The sequence below is a fragment of the Janthinobacterium sp. GW822-FHT07H11 genome, assembly GCF_058798615.1.
Genome location: NZ_CM179507.1, coordinates 701,183 through 724,792, shown reverse-complemented (window position 1 = coordinate 724,792; position 23,610 = coordinate 701,183). Strand labels below are relative to the sequence as shown.

Below are 23,610 nucleotides of genomic sequence, written 5' to 3'. Positions count from 1 at the left end.
CTCAAGGTTAGGGAGAGGGTGAAAGATATCAAAATGCCAGCAATTACAGAACGAATGGATTCGTCTTTCCATATATCATTATTGTTATATGGAAATATCCCTGCAGGGTCGCGGCAACGGCGCGGCTTGCGGCAGGAAGCCCCGCGTTACGGCTGCCTTACTGCAATTTCCTTGTATTGCGGCCGTAACAGGCGCACGGCGACGTCGGCGGGGCTTTCCACCATGCCCAGCAGCCGCAGCGCGCCCGTGGCCGGCCCACAGCTGCCGCTGGCGCGGTACTGCAAGGCGGCCGCCAGCATGGCTTCGCCGGTATCGCCGAGCGCATGCTGGTAGTCGTCGGGCACGCTGCACGTGGGTGCCAGTCCATCGGCATAGTCGCCAAAGCCCTTGGCATTGACGCCCTTGAACTGGATGGCGAAATACGTGGTGCCGCAGTTCGGCGTGGGATAAAAGCCATAAGGCTTGCCGCACGTGGTGCCGCCGATCTGATTGACCTCGACATCCGCGCCGCGCAAGCCGTTGATGATCGATTCACTGGCGGAGCAGGTACCGCCGGTGGTCAGCACGGTGACGCGCTTGAGTCCCAGCGTCGGCAAGGCCATGCCCGCACTGACGGGATTGGCCGCGGCGAAGCCCACGCTGCGCGACAGGAATGGCGATGGCGCGGCCGCCTTCATCTTGTCATTGAAGACCAGTTGCTCGAAGGTCTTGCCTGTCGTCTGCGGCCCGGCGATCATGTACGCCAGTTCGCTGGCGATATCGAGCAAGCCGCCGCCGTTGTAGCGCACGTCGAGCACCAGGTCGCTGATGCCGGCGCTCTGGAATTGCCGGATCGCCTCGATCAGCTGGCGTTCCGCGACATTGTTATGCGAATTGAAGGTCAGGTAGCCCACCTTGCCCGTGGGCGTGTCGATCACGCGCTGATTCTGCACCGCCGCCGTGCTCACATCGAGCGGCATCAGGATCGCGCTGACGGGCTGGCCGCCACGGCTGAACTCCAGCCGGTGGCTCACTTGCGCGGCAGGGGACAGGCCGCCGTTGAGGATGTCGATATTGGCCTGGCCGCTGGCATGGACGAAGTCCACCCCGTCCACCGTTTGCAGCACGTCGCCCCGGCGCAGGCCGGCCAGGTCCGCCGGCGAACCCGGTTCGACGATCGCCACCACCGCGTTGCGCGGCGTGGTGTTGCGCGTCAAGGCCAGCAGCATGCCATACCCGAATTCGACGCCTTTCAGCGATGCTTCCCATTCTGCCGTCGTGTAGGTGAAATGGAACTGGTCCTTGGGCTTGCCCGAGGCCGTGCTCGCCGGCGTCTTGAGCACGTCGAAATAGGCGATCGGCGTGGCGAAATTCTGCGGCAGGTACGTCGTCGGCACTTCCTGGTACCACAGATAGGTCTCGTCGATCCAGCTGCGCACCCAGGTCTGCTCGTTGAGCAAGCTGCCTTGCCGGTCCACGGCATTGCCGCTGCGCGGCTTTTCGCACAGGTTCTGCACGCTGGACGCGGCGACGATCAGGGCATTGCCGCCGCTGTCCGGCACCGGCGCCGCGCTACTCCCGCCGCCCCCGCCGCCGCAGGCACTGAGCAGCATGAGCAGGGGGGCCGCCATCACGGTCACATAGGCGGGTAAATAACGCGTAGTCATCACAATCTTTTCCATAAAGAAACTATCAGGAAATTATAGTGCGTTTTCAAAGAAACAGTTGCTCATTACGATATAAAAAAAAGCATGAAAAAATGGCGCCCGCAGGCGCCATTTTTTCACATCCGCAACACGCGGCTGTCAGCGCAACATCATGCGACCGTCGCCGCCACGGGCACCGCAGCCGCCACCGGCAGCGGCGCCGGGGCGTTGAAGGCGATCAGCAAGCTCGCTTCCTTCTCTTTCGCCGCCTTCAAATGACGCTCCTTCACGTGGCCATAGCCGCGGATGTCTTCCGGGATGCTGGCAATGGCCACGGCTTGCGCCAGCTTGGCCGTCGTCAGTTTCGGCAGCAAGCCGCCCACCGTCGCGCGGTACTCGAGTATCAGCGCGCGCTCCATCTTGCGCTCGGCCGTATGGCCGAACACGTCGAAGGCCGTGCCGCGCAAGCCTTTCATTTTGGCCAGCACGCCGAAGGCCTTCAGCATCCAGGGGCCATATTCCTTCTTGATCAGATGGCCCTGGGCATCCGTTTTCGCCATGATGGGCGGCGCCAGGTGGAACTTGAGCTTGATGTCGCCTTCGAACATGGATGCGATCTTCGCCTGGAAGGCGCCGTCCGTGTACAGGCGCGCCACTTCATACTCGTCCTTGTAGGCCATCAGCTTGTAGAAGTAGCGGGCCACGGCTTCCGTCAGGCGCAGGTGCGGGCCGTTCAGGGCGCTTTCGGCGGCGCGCACCTGGCCGACGAAATCCAGGTACTGCTGCGCATACGCGCGGTCCTGGTAAGCCGTCAGCAGGGCGACCCGTTTTTCGATGATGTCGTCGAGCGTGTCGATGCGCTTGAATTCCACCACCTTCGCTGGCGTGGTCATGCGCACCAGGCTGGCCGTGTCGTGGGCGCCGGCGCGGCCCCAGTTGAAGGCGGCCTTGTTGAATGCCACCGAGACGTTGTTCAAGTCGATGGCCTTCATGATGGCCGCTTCGCTCAGGGGCACCTTGCCCTTTTGCCAGGCGTAGCCAAGCATGAACATGTTCGTGGCGATGGAGTCGCCCATCAGCGCCGTGGCGATCTGGCCCGCGTCGATGAAGTCCACGTGGTCGCTGCCGCAGGCCTTTTCGATTTCCATGCGCGCGGAGGCGCCGGGGAACTGCCAGTCCGGATTCTTCACGAAGGCGGCCGTCGACGAGCTGGTCGAGTTGATCATGGCCCAGCTGCGCCCTTCCCCCATGCGCGACAGGGCGTCGCGGCTGGCCGTGACGATCAAATCGCAGCCGATCACGAGGTCGGCCGCACCGGTGCCGACGCGCGTCGAGTGGATGTCTTCCTGGCGGTCCGCCAGGCGCACGTGTGACATGACCGGGCCGCCCTTTTGCGCCAGGCCGCTCATGTCGAGCACGGAACAGCCCTTGCCTTCCACGTGGGCCGCCATGGCCAGGATCTGGCCGACGGTGACGACGCCCGTGCCGCCGATGCCGGTGACCAGGATGCCGAAGGGCTCGGCCGTCGAGGGAATGCTTGGCGTCGGCAAGGCCGGCGCGGCTGGCGCGTCCTTGTCGGCGGCGGCTGCTTTTTTCGGCTTTTTCAGGCCGCCGCCTTCCACCGTCACGAAACTCGGGCAGAAACCCGTCGTGCACGAGAAATCCTTGTTGCAGGACGACTGGTTGATCTGGCGCTTGCGCCCCAGTTCCGTTTCCAGCGGTTCCACCGACAGGCAGTTCGATTGCACGGAACAGTCGCCGCAGCCTTCGCAGACGGCTTCGTTGATGACGGCGCGCTTGGCCGGGTCCGGGTATTCATTGCGCTTGCGGCGGCGGCGTTTTTCCGAGGCGCAGGTCTGGTCATAGATCATGGCCGACACGCCGGGCATGTCGCGCAGTTCGCGCTGCACGTCCATCAGTTCCGAGCGGTGGCGCACGGTGACGCCTTCGGCCCAGGCGTAATCGGACGGGTATTTTTCCGGTTCGTCGGTGACGACGATGATCGGGCCGACGCCTTCGGCGGCGATCTGGCGAGAGATAATCGCCGGAGACAATGGACCATCGAATTCCTGGCCGCCCGTCATGGCCACCGCATCGTTGAACAAAATCTTGTAGGTGATATTCACCTTGGCCGAGACGGCGGCGCGGATGGCCAGGATGCCCGAGTGGAAATACGTGCCGTCGCCAAGGTTGGTAAATACGTGCTTTTCATTCGTGAACGGCGCCTGCCCCACCCAGGTGACGCCTTCGGCGCCCATGTGGGTAAAAGTCGACGTTTCGCGGTCCATCCACAGCACCATGTAGTGGCAGCCGATGCCGGCCAGCGCGCGCGAGCCTTCCGGCACCTTGGTCGAGCTGTTGTGCGGGCAGCCGGAGCAGAAGAACGGCGTGCGGTCCTTTTGCGGATCGGGTTTCGCGCTGATCGCCTTCAGCACATTCTCCTTGGCTTCCAGGTAGGCGATGCGTTCCTTCACGCGCTGCTCGACCGGGTGGCCCGCGTAGTAGCGCGAAATGCGGCTGGCGATGGCCCGTGCGATCATGGCCGGGTTCAGCTCATACGTGGCCGGCAGCAGCCAGTCGCCGTGTCCCGTGCCCTTCTGGTTGCTCCATTCGCCCGTGTCGTCGAACTTGCCGACCACGCGCGGACGCTCGCCGTCCTTCAGGTTGTACAGTTCTTCCTTCAGCGCGTATTCGAGGATTTGCCGCTTTTCTTCCACCACGAGGATCTCGTCGAGGCCCTTGGCAAATTCATGCACGCCGTCCGCTTCCAGCGGCCAGGTCATGCCGATCTTGTACAGGCGGATGCCGATGTCGGACGCCGTCTGCTCGTCGATGCCCAGGTCGGCCAGCGCCTGGCGCGTGTCCAGATACGATTTGCCGGCCGTGATGATGCCGATGCGCGCCTTCGGGCTGTCCCAGATGATCTTGTTGAGCTTGTTGGCACGCGCATACGCCAGCGCCGCATACCATTTGTAGCTGTTCATGCGGACTTCTTGTTCCAGCACCGTGTCGGGCCAGCGGATGTTCAGGCCGCCGGCCGGCATCTCGAAGTCGGTCGGCAGGGTGATCTGCACGCGGTCCGGGTCGAAATCGACGGCGGCGCCCGATTCGATGATGTCGGTCACGCATTTCATCGACACCCATAGCCCCGTGTAGCGGCTCATGGCCCAGGCATGCAAGCCGTAATCGATGTATTCCTGCACCGACGACGGGTACAGCACGGGGATGCCGCAAGCGTTCAGGATATGGTCGGACTGGTGCGCCGTGGACGAGGATTTGGCCGCATGGTCGTCGCCGGCCAGCACCAGCACGCCGCCATGCTTGGCGGAACCGGCGTTATTGGCGTGCTTGAAGACGTCGCCGCAGCGGTCGACGCCGGGGCCCTTGCCGTACCACATGCCGAACACGCCGTCGTATTTCGCGTCTTCGAACAGATTCGTTTGCTGCGTGCCCCAGACGGCCGTGGCGGCCAGGTCTTCGTTCAGGCCCGGGTGGAACTTGACGTGGTGTTCATCGAGGTACTTTTTTGCCTTGATCGCCGTCATGTCGACGGACGTCACAGGCGAACCGCGGTAACCGGTGATGTAGCCGGCCGTATTCAGGCCAGCTTTCAGGTCGCGCTCGCGCTGCAGCATGGGCAGGCGGATCAGCGCTTGCGTGCCCGTCATGAAGGCGCGGCCACGCTCGAGCGTGTATTTGTCGTTCAGGGAAATTTCGGACGCGTGCGCGCCCGGCTCAAGACTCGAGCCCTTGATAGCTGCATTCATTACTTGTCTCCATTATTCTCTGTGCTACGCGTGCAGGTCGGTTGAACTCACACGTACCGGCTGTACCTTGTGGGTAATGCCGGTGCGGAAAAATGACTTGTTTGTCGTAGACTACCACAGGAAGGCGCGCAGTTCTTTGCTGCGCTGCACTCCCGTGTTTTACCTTTTTGCTGCTTTTTAGTGCTTCTTTTTACGGGCATGTCGGGTTACGCCATTCTGGCTAACCCGACCTACATTACTGGCCCCAGCTGTAGGTCGGATTAGCGCAGCGTAATCCGACATCCCGGGCATGAATCGGCTTACGCCGCGTTCGTATCTTTCAGCACGCCGCGCTTGATCTGGTCCAGCTCGATCGACTCGAACAGCGCGCGGAAATTGCCTTCGCCGAAGCCCTGGTCGCCCTTGCGCTGGATGATCTCGAAGAAGATCGGGCCGATCACCGTCTGCGTAAAGATTTGCAGCAGCAGTTCGCGTTCGTTTTCCGTGCTGTGGCCATCGATCAGGATGCGCAGGCGGCGCAGTTCTTCCAGCTGCTCGCCGTGGTTCGGCAGGCGGCGGTTGACCAGCTCATAGTAAGTTTCAATCGTATCCTGGAAATCGATACCCGTATCGCGCATGCCTTGCACGGACGCATAGATATTGTCCGTGCCCAGGGCGATGTGCTGGATGCCTTCGCCATGGTACTGGTCCAGGTATTCGGCGATCTGCGACTTGTCATCCGACGATTCATTGATCGGAATGCGGATCTTGCCGCACGGCGAAGTCATGGCCTTCGATTTGAGCCCCGTCAACTTGCCTTCGATGTCGAAATAGCGCACTTCGCGGAAGTTGAACAGGCTTTCATAGAAGCTCGCCCATTCCTTCATGCGGCCGCGGTGCACATTGTGCGTCAGGTGGTCGATGTAGGTCAGGCCATGGCCGACCGGATTGGCGACGGCGCCCGGAATGGCGACGAAATCGACGTCATAGATGCTGATGTCGCCGATGCCGCCCGGCGCGGCCGCGCCTTCCTTGTCGGCGCCCTTGCCGCGCCAGCGGTCGACGAAGTACAGCAGCGAATCGCCCACGCCCTTGATGGCGGGGATATTCAGCTCCATCGGGCCGGTTTTATTGTCGAAACCCCAGGCGCCCAGCTCCAGCGCGCGGCGATACACGAAGGCCGCGTCGTCGACACGGATGGCGATGGCGCACACGGACGGGCCGTGATGGCGGGCAAAACGCTGCGCGAACGAATCTTGTTCGGCATTGATGATGAAATTGATGTCGCCCTGACGGTACAGGGTGACATCCTTGTGGCGGTGGCGCGCGATGGCCGTGAAGCCCATGTTCTCGAACAGCTTGCCCAATGCTTTTGGGTCTGGTGCTGCATACTCGACGAACTCGAAACCATCGGTACCCATCGGGTTATCCCAAGGCTGAAATTGCATGATGTCTCCTCCAAGAAGTAGCGCACAGTATAGGCGTGGGTCACGGGCATTAAATGCCAAAGATCTCCCGAACAATCATGATTTGCGCAATAATATTGCGTGAAACAAGAACCACCGGAGGAAGCATGAGCAAAATTACGCTGGATAAAACGGATCGCAAGATCCTCGCCGTCCTGCAGGCCGATGGCCGCCTGTCGAACCAGGACGTGGCCGAGCAGGTCAGCCTGTCGCCGTCGCCATGCTTGCGCCGCGTCAAACGGCTGGAAGAAGCGGGCGTGATCCGCCAGTACGTGGCTCTGCTGGACCCGGAAAAGATCGGCCTGGGCTTGCTCGCCTACGTGAATGTGCGGCTGGAAAAGCACAGCGACGCCACCGCCCACAGCACGGCCCGCGTGCTGGCGCCGAATCTGGTGACGAATACCTCGCCGCGCGCCGACTTCGCCGTGGCCGTGGCGCAATGGCCGGAAGTGGTGGCCTGCTATGCGATGACGGGCGAGATGGATTACCTGCTGCGCGTGCACGTGGAAGACATGGAACATTTCTCGCGCTTCATGATGGCGACCCTGCTGCGCCACCCGGCCGTGCTGGACGTCAAATCGAGCTTCGCCTTGCAGCGCATCAAGGATACGACGGCCCTGCCGCTGCTGTAATCACTCGGCCGGCGGCGCGGGCTTCTTGCGCCCGGGCAAGCGCTCGAACAGCTTATAGGCGGCGCGCGCGTTGGCCTTGAACGTGTAGTCGAACATGGCGAACTGCTCCTGCACGGCTTCCTGCAGCATGCTGGAGGGATTTGGCGGCAACAGTTTCAGATAAGCATCCGCTTCGCCATAGTCGCGCTGGATTTCCATGCCCGCCTTCTTGGCAATATGCATCATCGTCTTGTTGGACGACAAACAGTGCATGTACAGGGTATCGACATCGTTGTTGCGACAGTGAATCGCCGCCCGCTCGAACAGCTTCGAACCCACGCCCATGCCGCGCATCGATTTCGACACCGACACGCCGAATTCGGCCACCTGCTCCTTGTCCGTCACCACGCTTTTCGCCGGCGACTGGTCCTTGGGCGCGAACGCCAGATGCCCCACGCCCACCAGCTTGAACAGGCTGTTATAGACGCCATAGACCATGTCGCGCGAAAAATCCATCTTTTGCACGTATTGCGCCACGAGTTCATCGGGCAAGGCGCTGCCGAAGCGCAGCAGGCGGTCGCTGCGCTCGAGCGACAGGAAATGCTTCAGCATGCGGCGCCGGTCGCGCTCGTGCAGCTGCTTGACCAGCACGCTCGGGCGGCCATCGCCGCTACGGCTGAGCCAGCGGCGGAACGGGTTGTGAAATAGCTTGGGTAAGGTCACGTCGACTCCTGGAGGCGGTGCTGCGGCACGTCAGGCCGATATTGTGCAGTGCAGCATTTGCCGTATTGTAGCCTAATCCCGCCGTTCAAGCCCGGGCCAGGAAAGACTGCACGGCGGCCACCCGCGCCGCATGGATAACTTCCGGGATGCGTTTCGGCTCCGTACAGCCCTGCGCCAGCGCGCCCGCATTCACGCCGCGCGCCGCGTCCAGCCCGCCCTGCAGCCGCGCCGCCTGGAGAAAATCGCCGGCGACCAGTCCGTCGCAGGCCACCGCCTGCAGCAGTTGCACGAAGCGCTGCGGCTTGCGCAAGCCATCGCAGCGCTCGCACAAGGCGACGATGGCCTCGGCGCTCAACGCCAGCGCGCCGTTGATCTTGTCCAGCTCGCGCGCCGCCATGACGGCCAGCTCGCGGCACTCGTTGGGCACGCGCAGGCGCTCGCTCAGCTGCTCGATGGCATCCTTGCTCAAATGCAGCATCAAGGCGGCGAAGCGCACGGGCAAGTCCAGCCCTTGCGCGGCCGCATGGTCGACGACCTGCAGCAAGCGCTCGCTGATGGTAATTTCGCCCATGATGCGCGCCAGCGCGCCGCACTCGTGCAGCACCGTCAGCATGCGCGATGGATGGCTTTCCATCAGCCCCTTGGCCACTTCCTGCCACACGCGCTCGGCCACCAGGGCGTCGACTTCGCCGTTGGCCACCATCTGGCGCATCAGCGCCATGGTGGCGGGCGCCACCGTAAAAGCGTCGAAACGGGCGGCAAAGCGGGCCAGGCGCAGGATGCGCACGGGGTCTTCGCCAAAGGCATCGGAGACGTGGCGGAAGATCTTGTTCCCGATATCGGCGACGCCGCCGAAGGGGTCGGTCAACGTCCCATCCTCGGCTTGCGCGATGGCGTTGATGGTCAGATCGCGGCGCACGAGGTCGTCTTCCAGGGTGACATCGGGCGCCGCATGGAAGACAAAACCCCGGTAGCCGGGCGCCGTCTTGCGTTCCGTGCGGGCCAGCGCGTATTCTTCCTGCGTCTTCGGGTGCAAAAACACGGGAAAATCCTTGCCGACGGGGCGGAAGCCCTGGCGCAGCATGTCCTCGGGCGTGGCACCCACGACGACGTGGTCGTGGTCTTTCACGGGCAAGCCCAGCAGTTGGTCGCGCACCGCGCCACCGACCGTGTATATCTTCATAACGCTCTTTTCTTAATCGGGCAGTTCCGCGTCGTGCTTGGCAGCAACTTCCGTCTCCGCCAGCGCTTCCGTGAGCCAGCGGGCCACGGCCGGGTGCGCCTGCACGCGCTCGCAGTAGGCGTTCAGCGCCGGCGCCAGCGACACGCCATACGTGCGGAAACGCATGACGACGGGGGCAAAATACGCATCGGCGATGGAAAACTCGCCAAACAGGAACTGGTGGTGGCCAAAGCGGGATAAACACTCTTCCCAGATTTCGCTGATGCGGCCGATGTCGGCCTGCGCGGCGGCCGTGCGGCCCCGCCCCGGCAAGTTCGCCTTGATATTCATCGTCATGTCCGTGCGCAAGCCGGTGAAGCCCGAATGCATTTCCGCGCAGACACAGCGCGCCATGGCGCGCGCCGCCACGTCCTGCGGCCACATATGTTTGTCGGGAAACTGCTCGGCCAGATATTCGCAGATGGCCAGGCTGTCCCAGATCGTCATCTCGCCGGCCAGCAGCACGGGCACCCGGCCGCAGGCCGAATATTCGGCGATCTTCGTCGCCGTGTCCTGCTGGTCGAGCAGCACGCGCACTTCCTGGAACGGGATGCCGAAGGCCGTCATGGCCACCCATGGCCGCATCGACCAGGACGAGTAATTCTTGTTGCCGATGATCAGGGTCAAACCTGGCTCGCGCGCGCTAGCCAGGGCTTGTGTCAGACTGGGGTCAAGGATGGTCGTTTGCATGGTCGGCTATCAGGTTGAACGGATGGTTGAGTTTACGGCAGGTCGGCCGCGATGGCGCTGTTTTTCGGTCCCACGGTGCCCAGGCGCGCCTTCAGCGACTGCGGGCTTTTCTCGAACAGGGCCGCGTAATACGTGGCGTTGGCCATCACGTTTTTCACGTAGCCGCGCGTTTCCGTGTAGGGAATGATCTCGGCGAAGACGGCGCCTTCCAGCGGCCGCGTCATGGTGGCGCGCCAGATGCGCAAGCGCCCCGGACCCGCATTGTAGGCGGCGCTGGCCAGCACTTGCGAACCGTCCAGGCCGCCAAGCACCATGTTCAGGTAATTCGTGCCCAGCAAGACGTTGGTGCGCACGTCGCTCAAGGTTTCCGTGACGAAATCGGTGAGGCCGATCTTCTTGGCGACATAACGGGCCGTCGACGGCATGACCTGCATCAAACCGGACGCGCCCACATGCGACTGCGCATCCATGATGAAGCGCGATTCCTGGCGGATCAAGCCATACACCCAGGCTTTATCGAGGCCCAGGGTTTGCGTGGCCGGATGCATGACATCGTCGTGCGGGGTCGGGTAGCGCTGCGTATAGTCCACTTCCAGGCGCGTGCGGTCCGAGGTGTTGACCATGCGGTCGAGCACATTGTTCTGGCGCGCAAATTCCGCGGCGGCAAGATGTTGCCTGTCCGTCATCGAACGCAATTCCCAGTTCCACTCGCGCGTGCCTTCGAAGCGCAAGCGCATATTGAAAAATTTCAAGGCCCGCTGCAGGCCCGGGTTGGCGGCCATGGCGGCGATTTCCGTCGGCGTGACGGGCTGGCCCGGCGGCGGCAAGACCAGGTGGTTGCCCAGCTCTTCATTGGCCAGCAAACCATAGAAATTGGATTGCTCGGCAATCGTGCGGTACAGGGCGTCGGCTTGCGCGTTCGGGCGGCCCGGCGTTTCCGCCTGCTGCGCGCGCGCCAGCCAGTAAACCCAGGTGGGGTCGGCGCGCAAGGAGGCCGGCATGGCCTGGATGCTGGACTTCACCACGGGCCAGTTGCCTTCGCGCAAGGCAATGCGCGTTTTCCACTGCATCTGCTCCAGGGTCAACGGTGCGCCATTCGATTTTTGCCAGTAGTCGAACGCTTCCGGCGCCAGCGAATACGAAGCCTGCAAGGCCAGGTTGGACCAGCCGATGGCCTGTTCCTGCGGCGTCAGCTGCGCGCTCGCCTTTTGCAGGGCCACCACGCCCAGTTTCAAGGTGCTTTTCGCCATGCGGCCTACGGCCACCAGGTACATCTCGTGGTCGGCGCGGCTGGGGCCCGGTCCCTTGGCCAGCATCAGCGCCGGCAAGTCGATGGCTTGCGCCATCTTCGCGTCGGAGGCGCCCAGCAGCAGTGCGATGCGGCGCGCCGGACCCGTGGCGTTGGTCTGGCCCGCCAGGCGGATCTGCGCCCACAAATCATTCGCGTCGAACTGGCCGTTTTGCGCCAATACGGCGATCAGGCTGCCGCACGCTTCGCCATAGCCGGGCGGCGAGACCAGCAGCGTGCGCGCCTCGGGCGCCACGTTCTGGCCCTTGGCCGCGCGCGACATCAGCGCATAGCACTTGAGCTGGGTGTCGTCGTCGAGGGCGAATTGCGGATATTGCTCATCGAACACGACCCAGTCGCGCTTGCGGCCCAGTTCCAGCAGCCAGTCGTTGCGGAAACGGTCGGCGATGGCGCTGCCCTTGTAGCGGTTCAGGTAATCGCGAAATTGCGCCTCGCTCAGCTGTTTGATGCGCGGTTTCAGCCGATAATAGTCAACATACGACGGCACCTGGTAATTGCTCAGGCGGCTGGCATAAAAATCAGCCTTCTCGACGTCATCCTTGCGCGCGGCGTCGCGCAGCAGCAGGAAGGCATCGTCCTCGCTGCGCGTGTCGGGTGCGGCAGGGGTAGGAGCGGCGATCTGCGCCAGCGTCATCAGGGGGGTGAAGGCCGATGCAGCACACAGCATCGTGCCGGCAATCCATTTCAGTGGGGAAATCAATGTACGACTCTCAAATTTAACTTGATGGTGATATGAATAGCGACCCTAGAATAACATGCGATCCGGCTACACGGCCACCCATTGCGCCACAGGACAAAGCCGGCTTGCGCAAGGCCCTGCTGGCGGCCCGCCGCGCCCTGCCCGACGCCACGCGCGCGCAATGGGATGCGGCCATCGCGCAGCGCCTGCTGGACTGGTGCGCGCAGGAAAACGTCAAGGAACTGGGCGTGTACTGGCCCCTGCACGGCGAACCGGACTTGCACGACGCATATGCGCAACTGGCCGCGCGCGGCGTGGCATTGTCCTTGCCGGTGGTGCTGGAAAAGCATGCGCCGCTGGCATTTTCCGACTGGACGCCGGGCGAAGCGATGGTCAAGGATGGCATGGGCGTGGCCGTGCCGGCCCAATTGCGCCTGCGCCCGGCGCCCGCCACCCTGCTCGTGCCCTGCCTGGGTTTTAATATGGAACGTTTTCGCCTCGGCTATGGCGGCGGCTATTACGACCGCACCCTGGCGCAAACGCCCCGTCCGCGCACGCTCGGTATCGCCTATGCCTGCCTGGCGGCAAGTTTTCCGAACGGCGAATACGACATCGCCCTCGATCACATCGTGACCGAGGGCGATCTTTACTGTTAGGCGCTGTAAGCCCGAGGGTTTACTTCACCAAACGCTGCCACAAGGCCGTCGTGGGCGCCGCCTGGTTCATGCTATAAAAATGCAAACCGGGCGCGCCGCCTTCCAGCAGGCGTTCGCACAAGCCCGTCACCACGTCCAGGCCAAACGCCTTGATGGACGCGCTGTCGTCGCCAAAGCTGGCCAGTTTCAAACGCACCCAGCGTGGAATTTCCGCGCCGCACATGTCCGAAAAGCGCATCAGCTGCGTGTAGTTCGTGATCGGCATGATGCCGGCCACGATGGGCACGTTGATGCCGATCTTCTGCGTCTGCTCGACAAACTGGAAATACGCGTCGGCATTGTAGAAGTACTGGGTGATGGCCGCATCGGCGCCGGCCTGCACCTTGCGCGCGAACGCGTTCAGGTCGTCCTGCGGCGAACGGGCTTGCGGATGCACTTCCGGATAGGCGGCCACTTCGATATGGAAATGGTCGCCCGTCTCGGCACGGATGAATTCCACCAGCTCGTTAGCATAGCGGAACTCGCCCGAGGCGCCGTAGCCGCTCGGCAAGTCGCCGCGCAAGGCCACGATGCGGCTCACGCCGGCCGCCTTGAAGTCGGCCAGCACGGCGCGGATCGATGCGCGCGAACCACCGACGCAAGACAGGTGCGGTGCGGCCTGTTCGCCGGCCGCCAGGATCTCGCGCACGGTGTCCAGCGTGCCCTGCTGCGTGGTGCCGCCCGCGCCGAACGTCACCGAGAAATACTTCGGATGCAATTCAGACAGCTTGGCGCGCGTGGCGCGCAGCTTTTCCGCCCCTTCCGGGGTTTTCGGCGGGAAAAACTCAATACTGAAGTTATGCTTTTCCATCGTCTTTACTCAAAAGTAAGGTCGACAAGGCCCAGGAAATGATGCTGTACAAAATGGCACCACCGACGGCCGACCAAAAACTGGCCACATGGAAACCATCGATCACCTGCGCCACCAGCCAGAACAGGAAGCCGTTGATGATCAAGATGAACAGGCCCAGCGACAGAAACGTCACGGGCAGGGTCAAGAGGATCAGCAAAGGACGGATCAGCGCATTGACCAGCCCCAGCACGGCGGCGGCCAGCAGCGCCGTCCAGCCGCTGCTCATCGTCACCGAGTGCATCAGGTAAGGGACGGCAAACAGGGCTGCCGCATTGATAAACCAAATCAGTAGCAAGCGCATTTCTCTAGCCTGTCAAAAATGAGAATAGACCGGCGATGGCCGGACTTTTCAGATTACACAAGTGTGCCTCCTTGCCTCGCGAACCGTAGCGAGCGGATGCGCGACGTGGCCGAGAGGCGCAGCTGTACGAAGGTACAGCGAGCATCGCCGGCCGCGCCCCGCGCCGCGCAGTAGGTTCCCGAGGCAAGCAACCGATTAATAGCGGTAGTGCTCTGGCTTGTATGGACCTTCCGTGCGCACGCCGATGTAGTCGGCTTGCTCTTGCGTCAGTTCCGTCAGCTGCGCATTCAACTTTTTGAGTTGCAAACGGGCGACTTTTTCATCGAGGTGTTTCGGCAGGGTGTACACGCCGACCGGGTAGTTGGCCGTGTTCGCGTACAGCTCGATCTGGGCGATCGTCTGGTTGGCGAACGACGAACTCATCACGTACGACGGATGGCCCGTGCCGCAACCGAGGTTGACCAGACGGCCTTCGGCCAGCAGGATGATGCGGCGGCCCGACGGGAAGATGATGTGGTCGACTTGCGGCTTGATATTTTCCCACTCGTATTGCTTCAACGAAGCAACGTCGATTTCATTGTCAAAGTGACCAATGTTGCAGACGATGGCCTGGTCTTTCATGCGCGTCAGGTGATCGTGCGTGAGGATATGATAGTTGCCGGTGCAGGTGACGAAGATGTCGCCGTGTTCGCACGCGTAATCCATGGTCACCACGCGGTAGCCTTCCATCGCCGCCTGCAGTGCGCAGATCGGGTCGACTTCCGTCACCCACACTTGTGCCGACAGGGCGCGCATGGCTTGCGCCGAGCCTTTGCCCACGTCACCGTAGCCGGCGATGACGGCCACTTTGCCGGCGATCATCACGTCGGTGGCGCGCTTGATGCCGTCGACCAGGGACTCGCGGCAGCCATACAGGTTGTCGAATTTCGATTTCGTGACGGAATCGTTCACGTTGATCGCAGGGAAAGCCAGCTTGCCTTCCTTGTGCATTTGATACAAACGATGCACGCCGGTCGTCGTTTCTTCCGTCACGCCGAGGATTTCCGGCAGGCGCTTCGAGTACCAGGTCGGATCGGCCAGCAAGTGCTTCTTGATCGAGTTGAACAGGCAGATTTCTTCTTCCGAACCGGGGTTGGCCAGCACCGACAGGTCGGTTTCCGCGCGCACGCCCAGGTGCAGCAGCAGGGTGGCGTCGCCGCCATCGTCGAGGATCATGTTCGAATAGACAGCCTTGCCATCCGCATCCGGCCATTCGAAGATGCGGTGCGTGTATTCCCAGTAGTCGTCGAGCGACTCGCCCTTGACGGCGAACACGGGCGTGCCGGCGGCGGCGATGGCGGCGGCCGCATGATCTTGCGTGGAGTAAATGTTGCACGATGCCCAACGCACTTGCGCGCCCAGTGCTTCCAGGGTCTGGATCAGCACGGCGGTCTGGATGGTCATGTGGATGGAACCGGTGATGCGCGCGCCCTTCAATGGCTGCGCTGCCGCGAATTCCTCGCGGATGGCCATCAGGCCAGGCATTTCCGTTTCAGCAATCTTGATTTCTTTGTCGCCCCATGCGGCCAGAGTGATATCGGCGATGGTGTAGTCGTGTTGCGATTTGAGTACGGCGTTCATCACGCCCTCCTTTCAGTTGAAAAAGGTACGTGAGCGCGGTTGCAGGATATTCCGAGCCTGGCGAATTTCTTCGTCGCAACGCTCCTCGGACAGTGGATTTTAACAGCGTCAAGGCCGCTGCGCCAGCCAAATTCGCCATACTTGCTACGTTACAACATCCAGCCGGCCATGAAAAAAGCGCCCGCGGCCAGTTGGCCGGGGCGCTCATTGAGCAAGCTGGCTCGATTACTTCAGGCCGGCGGCGTCGCGCAGCAGGGCGACCTTGTCGGTGCGCTCCCACGTGAATTCCGGCTCTTCGCGGCCGAAATGGCCGTAGGCCGCGCTCTTCTGGTAGATCGGGCGCAGCAGGTCCAGCATTTGCACGATGCCCTTCGGACGCAAATCAAAGTGTGCCAGCACCAGCTTGGCGATTTCCGCGTCGGGAATCACGCCCGTGCCTTCCGTGTAGACGGTGATGTTGATCGGCTTGGCCACGCCGATGGCGTAGCTGACCTGCACCTGGCATTGGCGCGCCAGGCCGGCGGCGACGATGTTTTTCGCCACGTAGCGGGCCGCGTAGGCTGCCGAACGGTCGACTTTCGACGGGTCCTTGCCCGAGAACGCGCCGCCGCCGTGCGGGGCCGCGCCACCGTAGGTGTCGACGATGATCTTGCGCCCGGTCAAGCCGCAATCGCCTTGCGGACCGCCGATGACGAAACGGCCCGTCGGGTTGACGAGGAATTTGGTCTCCGTCAGCCATTCGCGCGGCAGGATGGGCTTGATGATTTCTTCGATGACGGCTTCTTCGATCTGCTTGTGCGAGATTTCCGGCGCATGCTGGGTCGACAGCACCACCGTGTGCACGCCGACGGGACGGCCATCGACGTAGCGCAGGGTCACTTGCGATTTGGCATCCGGACGCAGCCAAGGCAAACGGCCATCCTTGCGCAGCTGCGACTGGCGCTCGACCAGGCGGTGCGCGTAGTGGATGGCGGCGGGCATCAGCTCGGCCGTTTCATCGCAGGCGTAGCCGAACATCAGGCCCTGGTCGCCAGCGCCTTGATCCAGGTCAATCCCCGCGCCTTCATCGACGCCTTGCGCGATGTCCGGCGACTGCTTGTCGTAGGCCACCAGCACGGCGCAACCCTTGTAATCGATGCCATACTCGGTATTGTCGTAACCGATGCGTTTGATGGTCTCGCGCGCAACTTGAATATAATCCACATTGGCGTGCGTGGTAATTTCGCCAGCCAGCACCACCAGGCCGGTGTTGCACAGGGTTTCGGCAGCCACGCGGGCTGCTGGGTCCTGGGTCAGGATGGCGTCAAGGATGGCGTCGGAAATTTGATCGGCAACCTTGTCGGGATGGCCTTCCGAGACGGATTCGGAAGTGAAGAGATAGTCGTTTGACATTGCAAGCTCCTGTTTACTATGTGAATGTTCTGTCGCAGTAAAGAGGAATTTGCCTGCGACGCTTTAGCGATATTTATATTCCGCTTCGCAAGTTGTCTATTAACTCAGCGGGCACTACAACGTGGTATTTTACGCTTCTTAAAAAATTTTGGCACTGCAACACGCCATTCGTCGAAACTGATCATTCATGCTAGTCCCTATTTTCCGCTTCTTATCCATCTTCCCGTTGCCCGTCCTGCACGGCCTGGGCGCTGCGCTCGGCTGGGTGATTTACGCCATTTCCCCGTCCTACCGGCGCCGCATGCGCGAGAACATGCAGGGTGCGGGGTTTTCGCAACACTTGCACGCGGCCGTGGCCGAAGCGGGCAAGAGCGTGCTGGAACTGCCCTTCATCTGGTGCGCGCCGGCCGAGCGCGTGGCGCGCCATGCCACCGTGGAAAACTGGGAACTGGTGGAAAAGGCGCTGCAGCACGGCCGCGGCATTGTCTTCCTGACACCGCACCTGGGCTGCTTTGAAATCGTCGCCCAGCAGATCGCGTTGCGCACGCCGCTCACCGTGATGTACCGTCCGCCCAAGCGCGCCGCCCTGAAACCGCTGATCGAAGGCGCCCGCGCGCGCGAAAACCTGATGCTGGCGCCGGCCAATATGTCGGGCGTGCGCATCTTCGCCAAATGCCTGAAAAAGGGACAACCGATCGGCCTGCTGCCAGACCAGGTGCCGCAGGAAGGCGAAGGCGTGTGGGCCGATTTCTTCGGCCGTCCCGCCTACACCATGACCCTGCCCGCCAAGCTGGCGCAGATGGGCGGCGCCGAAGTCATCATCACCTACGCCGAGCGCCTGCCGGGCGGGCGCGGCTACGTTGTCCACTTCGTGCCGTTCACCGCGTCGCTAGCCAGCACCTCGGCCGAACAGGCGCGCACCATCAACGCGGCCATGGAACAACTGATCGCGCGCAGCCCGGCGCAATACCTGTGGAGCTACAACCGCTACAAGGTGCCGCGCGGCGCGCCGCCGCCCACGCCGGCCACGCCCGAGGCTGCCGGGGAGCAGGCATGAGACTGCTGATCGCCTTCATGTGGCTGCTGCACTGGTTGCCCTTGCCCATCCTCGGCCGCTTCGGCGTGGGCGTGGGCAGCGTGCTGTTCATCGTCATGCGCAAGCGGCGCGACATCGCCCTGACGAATCTGCGCCTGTGCATGCCGGAACTGACGGAACAGCAACGCGTGGCCCTGGCGCGCCAGCATTTCCAGGCGTATTCGCGCAGCGTGTGGGAACGCGGCATCCTGTGGTGGGCGTCCGAAGCGCGATTGAACCGCCTGATCAAAAAAGTGCCCGCCTTCCCGGGCCAGCAGATCGCGGCCAGGCCCACCATTTTGCTGTGCCCGCACTTCGTCTGCCTCGACGTGGCCGGCGCCGCCACGGCCATGGAAATCTCCGCCTCGTCGATGTACGTGCAGCAAAAAAGCCCCGCCTTCGACCAGGCCTTGCGCAACGGCCGTTCGCGCTTCAAGCCGCCCAAGCTGTTTACGCGCCAGGATGGCATCAAGACGATTCTGCGCGCGCTGCGCGACGGCTTGCCCTACTTTATGCTGCCGGACATGGATTTCGGCGAAAAGGATGCGGAATTCGTGCCCTTCTTCGGCGTGCCGGCCGCCACCCTGACGGCCACGGCGCGCCTGGCGCTGGCTGCCAGGGCGCAGGTGATTCCCGTCATCGCCACCTTTTTGCCCAACTACCAGGGCTGGAAGGTGACCTATTACCCGGCCTGGGACGATTATCCGGGCGACGACATCACGGCCGCCACGCGCCGCATGAACGAATTCATCGAGGAACGCGTGCGTGAAGCACCGGCCGAGTATTTCTGGACGCACAAGCGCTTCAAGACGCGCCCGCAGGGCGAAGCGTCGTTCTATTCCAACCAGCACAAGTGATACGGCAAAGCATGAAACTCCACTTTACCAAGATGCATGGCGCCGGCAACGATTTCATCGTCATCGACGCCATCAACCAGCATATCGATTTCACGCCGGCCCAGTGGCAGCGCCTGGCCGACCGCCGTTTCGGCATCGGCGCCGACCAGATCCTCGTGGTGGAAAAGGCGCGCCTGCCCGGCTGCGACTTCCGCTACCGTATCTATAACAACGATGGCGGCGAAGTGGAGCAATGCGGCAACGGCGCGCGCGCCTTCGTCAAGTTCGTCAGCGAAAAAGGCTTGTCGGACCAGGCCGCCATCAGCGTGGAAACCATGGCAGGCATCATCTCGCCGCGCCTGGAGGCGGACGGCAGCATCACGGTCGACATGGGCGCGCCCGTGCTGGAACCGCAACTGGTGCCATTCGACGCCAGCGGCCTGGCCGGCGTGGCCGAAGGCGGCGACACCGTGTGGCCGCTGGACCTGGCACTGCCGGGCCAGGCCGCCACGGTGCTGGTGTCCGTCGTCTCGATGGGCAATCCGCATGCCGTGCAGGTGGTGGACGATGTCGATGCGCAAGACCTGGAAGCGTCGGGACCGCTGATCGAACGCCACGCGCGCTTTCCGCGCAGGGTCAACGCCGGCTACATGCAGGTGCTGGACCGCCACCATGTCAAGCTGCGCGTGTATGAACGGGGCGCGGGCGAAACCCTGGCCTGCGGCACGGGCGCCTGCGCCGCCGCCGTGGCCGGCATACGCCGCGGCTTGCTCGATTCGCCCGTGCGCATCAGCGCGCGCGGCGGCGAACTGTCGATCGCCTGGCAAGGCGAAGGCCAGCCCGTGCTGATGACGGGCCCGGCCGTGACAGTGTTCGAAGGCACGATCGAGCTGTAAGCCGGTGAAGCTCAGGCCGCCAGGAACTGCTGTTCCTGCGGCACGCCGAGTTCGGCCAGGTAGCACTTCAGGCGGTACAGGCGTTGCCGATAGTTGCCTTCCGGACCAGCCACGCTGCAATCGACGCGTTCGAACAGGCGCACCACCTGGTCAAGCACTTGCCGTTCCTGCGCCGTGCGGATCAGCACCAGCCGCCGTTTGCCGCGGCCATGCGTGGCACTGATATCGATCAGCAAGCAGTGCCCCTGGTCTGCCGCAGGCACATCGAGCAGCAGCGCCTCGGCACGCGACAGGTGGAAACAGCGCGCCAGTTCCAGCCGTGCCGCCAGCAAGGGATGATTCTGGTCCAGTTGGCGCAGCAGCGCTCCCGCTTGCGCGGCCGCCCACTGGCCCCAGTCGCAGGGTTCGCCGCGCGGCGCAATCTTCGCCAGCACCGCCTCCGCTTCGGGACTGCCTTGCGCCTGCGCCTGCAACAGCCAGTAGGCGGCGCGCACGTCGCTATTGATGCCTTCGCGGCGGTTACGCCACGCATGCATGCCGCACTCGAGCTGGGCCGGACCATGGCCGAGATCGGCCGCCCGCTCCAGGCAGGAATGGGCTTCCACCACATTGCGCTGGGAAAATTCAGGTTTGGTATAAATACGCGACAGCACGAACCAGGCTTCGGCCAGGCCCTGTTCGCCCGCCTGCGTCAGCCAGCGCACGGCACGCTTGAAGTTGGCGGCGCCATTGCGCGCGGCCAAGCGCTGGCCATGCGCATCCATGCGTGCATAGCCGAGCCCCAGCTCCAGTTGCGCCGTGCGGTCGCCGCCATGCGCCGCCAATTCACAGCATTGCCAGCCTTCGGCGCCTCCGGCAGGCGCCAGTGCCTGGGCACAACGCGACAGCAGCATGACCTGCTGCGCGTCGAGAGCGATGGTGCGCGCACCATTGGCTGCCTGGCGCTGCAACAGTTCGCGCGCCAGCGGCAGGCCGTGCGACAAATACCCGGCATGGTCGCCCGTCGCCCATGCCTGTTCCAGCCACGCATACAGGGGCGGCATGCCGCCCGCCGCGGCTTGCGCATCAACCGGCTCCGCCGCGGCGGACCATCCCTCCTGCCGCGACAGCAGCCATTGCGCATCGGGCAGGCCGGCACGCGCCGCCGCCTCCAGCGCCAGCCTGGCCTTGGCGCGCAAGGTTTCGCAGCTGTTGCCCGTATTGCCCAGCACCAGTTGGGCCATTACCAGCCCGGCCTGTTCCAGGCCCGCATCGAACGCCTGCTCGTAATACGGGATCAGCGCCTTGGCAGCGGGCTGCGCCACCTCGAAAGGCACATGCATGCCGATCAGCATACAGGCTTCCTCGCTGTCTTCCTGCGCTGCCCGCGCCAGCCAATGCAGGGCGGTCGGCAAGCTCTGCGGCACGCCATGGCCGAACAGGTACACCCGTCCCAGCGCCAGCTGGCAAGCCACGTCGCCCGCGCGCGCGCCCTTGATCAATCCTAGTATTTCGCGATTTGCCATCGATTCTCGATATTGAGTCAATGATTCTAATAGTATGGGTCTCCAGGTTCGCAGCGGCGTCCATCCCGCAAGGGTGTCCATCTCGGTGCAAGCCGTCCCATAGTGTACCGTCCCTGCACCATAAAACCGCCAAAGGTGGCTCAGGAACTTGATCAAACGCAACAATGCCTTGCCGATACCGCGCCAATATTCCTCGTCGCGTACGGGGAAGGAGAGGCGGAAAGTGCATCGTCGTTGCCATCGGGGGAAGAAAGTCCGCGTTACAAAAATACAACAGGGCCACGGATTTATCGCGCTTTCCACCAATCTTTTCACGCATATTTGACCAATCCCGCACGCCTGGCGCGCCGACGAATTAAGGTTCATTCATCGAAACGCGGCAATTGGCGCCTTTCAATCTGCTCGGATCTCTGACGGAACTCACTTTTAATAGGGAATAAGACATGAAAAAATCACTCGTTGCCCTCGCACTCTTCGGCGCATTTGCCGCAACCGCACAAGCGCAGTCGTCCGTCCAAATCTACGGCACGGTCGATGCCGGTCTGGGCAAAGCGACTGGTGACACCACCAAGGTCACCAAGCGCGACAACAACAAGCTGGGTTTCAAGGGCACGGAAGATCTGGGCAATGGCTTGAAAGCTATTTTCCAACTGGAAATTCGCTATGAATCCGACACCGGCACGCTGGAAAACAACACCCGTCCGCTGTTCCAGGGCCAAAGCCGCGTCGGCCTGCAAGGCGACTTCGGTACCGTGCGCCTGGGCCGTGGCCTGACCGCCTTCCAGGAATCGAGCACCGCGTTCGAACCATGGTCGGGCATGCCTACGCAAGCCGGTTTCCAGACCGACATCACGGTCGCCGGTTACACCAGCGATCCGCTGAGCGCAGCCGGCAACTCGCGTAACCGCTTCTCGAACGCCGTGTTCTACAACTCGCCCGTCATCGGCGGCTTCCAGTTCAACGCCACCGTCGCGGCCAAGGAAGCCAATGGCTTCGGCGGCATCGGCTTAAACCAGCCAACGCCTGCTAACGTGGCCATACGTACGAATCCAAGCGGCAACTATGCCGTGCCGGCAAACGCGGTGCCAGCGTCGAATCCATACTCGGTATCGGCCACCTATACCAACGCCCAGTTTGCCGCCATGGCCGCCTACGAGCGCAACGGCGTGCAAGCCAAGCTGTGGTCGGTTGCCGCATCGTTCAATCCGATCGCCGAATTGAAACTGATGGCGTCGTATCAGCATCAGGATGATGGCAACTACAAGATCATCAATACCGATACCAAGGCATGGCTGATCGGCGCCAACTATGACGTCGGCCCAGGCAAGATCCGCGCCGGCTACGGCCAGAAAACGCCGGATGGCACGGTCAAGACCAAGCAAGCTTCGCTGGGCTACGATTACAATCTGTCGAAACGCACGTATGTCTACGCAGACATTTCGAACAAAAAAGCGGCCAACACGAACAACTACAATGCATCGACCACCACCAACTACGTGGGCATCGGCGTACACCACAATTTCTAAGGCCCCGCTCACCCTCCGCGGGTGATTGCTGAGCAAGGAATGCAAGGCGGCATGGGCAACCATGCCGCTTTTTTCATGGGCGCACGCTTTTGCTCCGCCTTGCAGCGCACTCTCGGTTAGAATCAGGCGTTCACCTTTCTACTGACCGAATCCATCAATGACCGCCACCCTCGACTCCAGCACCGTCGCCCAGTACCTGAGCGACCACCCGAATTTCTTCGAAGAGCATACCGCTCTGCTCGGTGAGGTCAAGCTGAGCAGCCCGCTGACGGGACGCACCATCTCGCTGCAGGAGCGGCAGATGGAAGTGATGCGCGACAAATACAAGGCGCTGGAATTGCGCATGTCCAATCTGAGCCGCGTGGCCGAGGAAAATGGCGATATCGCCAATAAATTCCATGGCTGGAACCAGGCCATGCTGCAAGTGCGCGACGTTGCCAGCATGCCGCGCGTGCTGGTCGATGCGCTGCAAAGCAATTTCAATGTACCGTATGTCAGCCTGCGCCTGTGGCAACTGGCGCCCGAGCACGCCAATGGCTGGTTCACGGAAGACGTCACGGCCGACGTGCGCATGTTCGCCAACAGCCTGCAGGCGCCGTACTGCGGCAGCAACCGCGATTTCGAAGCCGTGCACTGGCTGCAGGCGGATAAAATCGACTCGACCGTCATGATCGCCCTGCGCGCTCCGGGCACCACGGGCACCTTCGGCTTGCTGGTGCTCGGCTCGCCCGACAGCGAACGCTTTACCTCCAGCATGGGTACCGACTTCCTCGTGCATATCGGCGCCACGGCCAGCGCCGCGCTGGCCGCGCTGCGTGCCGGCACGCCGGCCTGAGCCGG

General features: G+C 62.6%; 19 protein-coding genes and 1 riboswitch. Of the genes, 7 read left to right on the top strand and 12 right to left on the bottom strand.

Annotated elements, in window-relative coordinates:
- Positions 1-146 precede the first annotated feature (146 nt).
- From AC3RCJ_RS03210 to hppD, 3 genes are all read right to left on the bottom strand, one after another.
- Complete coding sequence (locus AC3RCJ_RS03210; RefSeq protein WP_492956938.1) at positions 147-1,646, bottom strand: S41 family peptidase; 1,500 nt, start codon at positions 1,644-1,646, stop codon at positions 147-149.
- 149 nt (positions 1,647-1,795) lie between these two features.
- Complete coding sequence (locus tag AC3RCJ_RS03205) at positions 1,796-5,392, bottom strand: indolepyruvate ferredoxin oxidoreductase family protein (protein WP_492956939.1); 3,597 nt, start codon at positions 5,390-5,392, stop codon at positions 1,796-1,798.
- Between the two features lie 299 nt (positions 5,393-5,691).
- Positions 5,692-6,819 carry a 4-hydroxyphenylpyruvate dioxygenase gene (gene hppD / locus AC3RCJ_RS03200; protein ID WP_492956940.1) on the bottom strand — a complete coding sequence of 376 codons (1,128 nt, stop codon included), beginning with the start codon at positions 6,817-6,819 and terminating at the stop codon, positions 5,692-5,694.
- Between the two features lie 125 nt (positions 6,820-6,944).
- Between hppD and AC3RCJ_RS03195 the strand changes: the two genes are divergently transcribed.
- On the top strand, positions 6,945-7,469 hold the full coding sequence (locus AC3RCJ_RS03195; protein ID WP_034753092.1) for an Lrp/AsnC family transcriptional regulator: 525 nt from the start codon (positions 6,945-6,947) through the stop codon (positions 7,467-7,469).
- Here AC3RCJ_RS03195 and AC3RCJ_RS03190 read toward each other — a convergent pair whose 3' ends face one another.
- The 4 genes from AC3RCJ_RS03190 to AC3RCJ_RS03175 form a co-directional block, all read right to left on the bottom strand.
- The gene (locus tag AC3RCJ_RS03190; protein WP_492956941.1) at positions 7,470-8,171 is read right to left on the bottom strand and encodes a GNAT family N-acetyltransferase; all 702 of its coding nucleotides are present in this window, start codon (positions 8,169-8,171) and stop codon (positions 7,470-7,472) included.
- 85 nt (positions 8,172-8,256) lie between these two features.
- Positions 8,257-9,354, bottom strand: a complete 1,098-nt coding sequence (locus tag AC3RCJ_RS03185) for a tRNA nucleotidyltransferase/poly(A) polymerase-related protein (protein ID WP_492956942.1) — start codon at positions 9,352-9,354, stop codon at positions 8,257-8,259.
- Between the two features lie 12 nt (positions 9,355-9,366).
- Positions 9,367-10,083, bottom strand: a complete 717-nt coding sequence (locus AC3RCJ_RS03180; protein ID WP_492956943.1) for a glutathione S-transferase family protein — start codon at positions 10,081-10,083, stop codon at positions 9,367-9,369.
- Between the two features lie 32 nt (positions 10,084-10,115).
- Positions 10,116-12,059, bottom strand: a complete 1,944-nt coding sequence (locus AC3RCJ_RS03175; RefSeq protein ID WP_492956944.1) for a lytic transglycosylase domain-containing protein — start codon at positions 12,057-12,059, stop codon at positions 10,116-10,118.
- Between the two features lie 65 nt (positions 12,060-12,124).
- On the opposite strand from AC3RCJ_RS03175, the gene AC3RCJ_RS03170 reads away from it, so the two are divergent.
- Entirely contained in the window at positions 12,125-12,727 is a 603-nt protein-coding gene (locus AC3RCJ_RS03170) for a 5-formyltetrahydrofolate cyclo-ligase (protein ID WP_492956945.1), read from the top strand.
- Between the two features lie 19 nt (positions 12,728-12,746).
- Here AC3RCJ_RS03170 and metF read toward each other — a convergent pair whose 3' ends face one another.
- The 4 genes from metF to metK form a co-directional block, all read right to left on the bottom strand.
- A complete protein-coding gene (metF, locus tag AC3RCJ_RS03165; RefSeq protein ID WP_492956946.1) occupies positions 12,747-13,577 on the bottom strand; it encodes a methylenetetrahydrofolate reductase [NAD(P)H] in 831 nt (276 codons plus the stop codon).
- Positions 13,564-13,920 (bottom strand): phage holin family protein, encoded by a 357-nt coding sequence (locus tag AC3RCJ_RS03160; protein WP_492956947.1) that lies wholly within the window; start codon positions 13,918-13,920, stop codon positions 13,564-13,566. Before AC3RCJ_RS03160 ends, metF begins: the two co-directional genes overlap by 14 nt.
- A gap of 195 nt (positions 13,921-14,115) precedes the next feature.
- Positions 14,116-15,540 (bottom strand): adenosylhomocysteinase, encoded by a 1,425-nt coding sequence (gene ahcY / locus AC3RCJ_RS03155; protein ID WP_492956948.1) that lies wholly within the window; start codon positions 15,538-15,540, stop codon positions 14,116-14,118.
- A 24-nt stretch (positions 15,541-15,564) separates the two neighbouring features.
- A riboswitch (S-adenosyl-L-homocysteine riboswitch) is annotated at positions 15,565-15,633 on the bottom strand.
- Between the two features lie 132 nt (positions 15,634-15,765).
- Positions 15,766-16,932 carry a methionine adenosyltransferase gene (gene metK / locus AC3RCJ_RS03150; protein WP_034783537.1) on the bottom strand — a complete coding sequence of 389 codons (1,167 nt, stop codon included), beginning with the start codon at positions 16,930-16,932 and terminating at the stop codon, positions 15,766-15,768.
- A 187-nt stretch (positions 16,933-17,119) separates the two neighbouring features.
- On the opposite strand from metK, the gene AC3RCJ_RS03145 reads away from it, so the two are divergent.
- From AC3RCJ_RS03145 to dapF, 3 genes are read left to right on the top strand one after another with little or no spacing between them, the layout of a single operon-like run.
- Entirely contained in the window at positions 17,120-17,989 is an 870-nt protein-coding gene (locus tag AC3RCJ_RS03145; RefSeq protein WP_492956949.1) for a lysophospholipid acyltransferase family protein, read from the top strand.
- Entirely contained in the window at positions 17,986-18,864 is an 879-nt protein-coding gene (locus AC3RCJ_RS03140; RefSeq protein ID WP_492956950.1) for an LpxL/LpxP family acyltransferase, read from the top strand. Before AC3RCJ_RS03145 ends, AC3RCJ_RS03140 begins: the two co-directional genes overlap by 4 nt.
- Positions 18,865-18,875: 11 nt before the next feature.
- Positions 18,876-19,739 carry a diaminopimelate epimerase gene (gene dapF, locus AC3RCJ_RS03135; protein WP_492956951.1) on the top strand — a complete coding sequence of 288 codons (864 nt, stop codon included), beginning with the start codon at positions 18,876-18,878 and terminating at the stop codon, positions 19,737-19,739.
- Positions 19,740-19,750: 11 nt separating this feature from the next.
- On the opposite strand, the gene AC3RCJ_RS03130 is transcribed toward dapF, so the two are convergent.
- Positions 19,751-21,244, bottom strand: coding sequence for a tetratricopeptide repeat protein (locus AC3RCJ_RS03130; protein ID WP_492956952.1), 1,494 nt, complete (start codon positions 21,242-21,244; stop codon positions 19,751-19,753).
- Positions 21,245-21,687: 443 nt separating this feature from the next.
- On the opposite strand from AC3RCJ_RS03130, the gene AC3RCJ_RS03125 reads away from it, so the two are divergent.
- Positions 21,688-22,770 (top strand): porin, encoded by a 1,083-nt coding sequence (locus AC3RCJ_RS03125; RefSeq protein ID WP_492956953.1) that lies wholly within the window; start codon positions 21,688-21,690, stop codon positions 22,768-22,770.
- A gap of 157 nt (positions 22,771-22,927) precedes the next feature.
- Positions 22,928-23,605 carry a DUF484 family protein gene (locus AC3RCJ_RS03120; protein ID WP_492956954.1) on the top strand — a complete coding sequence of 226 codons (678 nt, stop codon included), beginning with the start codon at positions 22,928-22,930 and terminating at the stop codon, positions 23,603-23,605.
- The last annotated feature ends 5 nt before the right edge of the window (positions 23,606-23,610 follow it).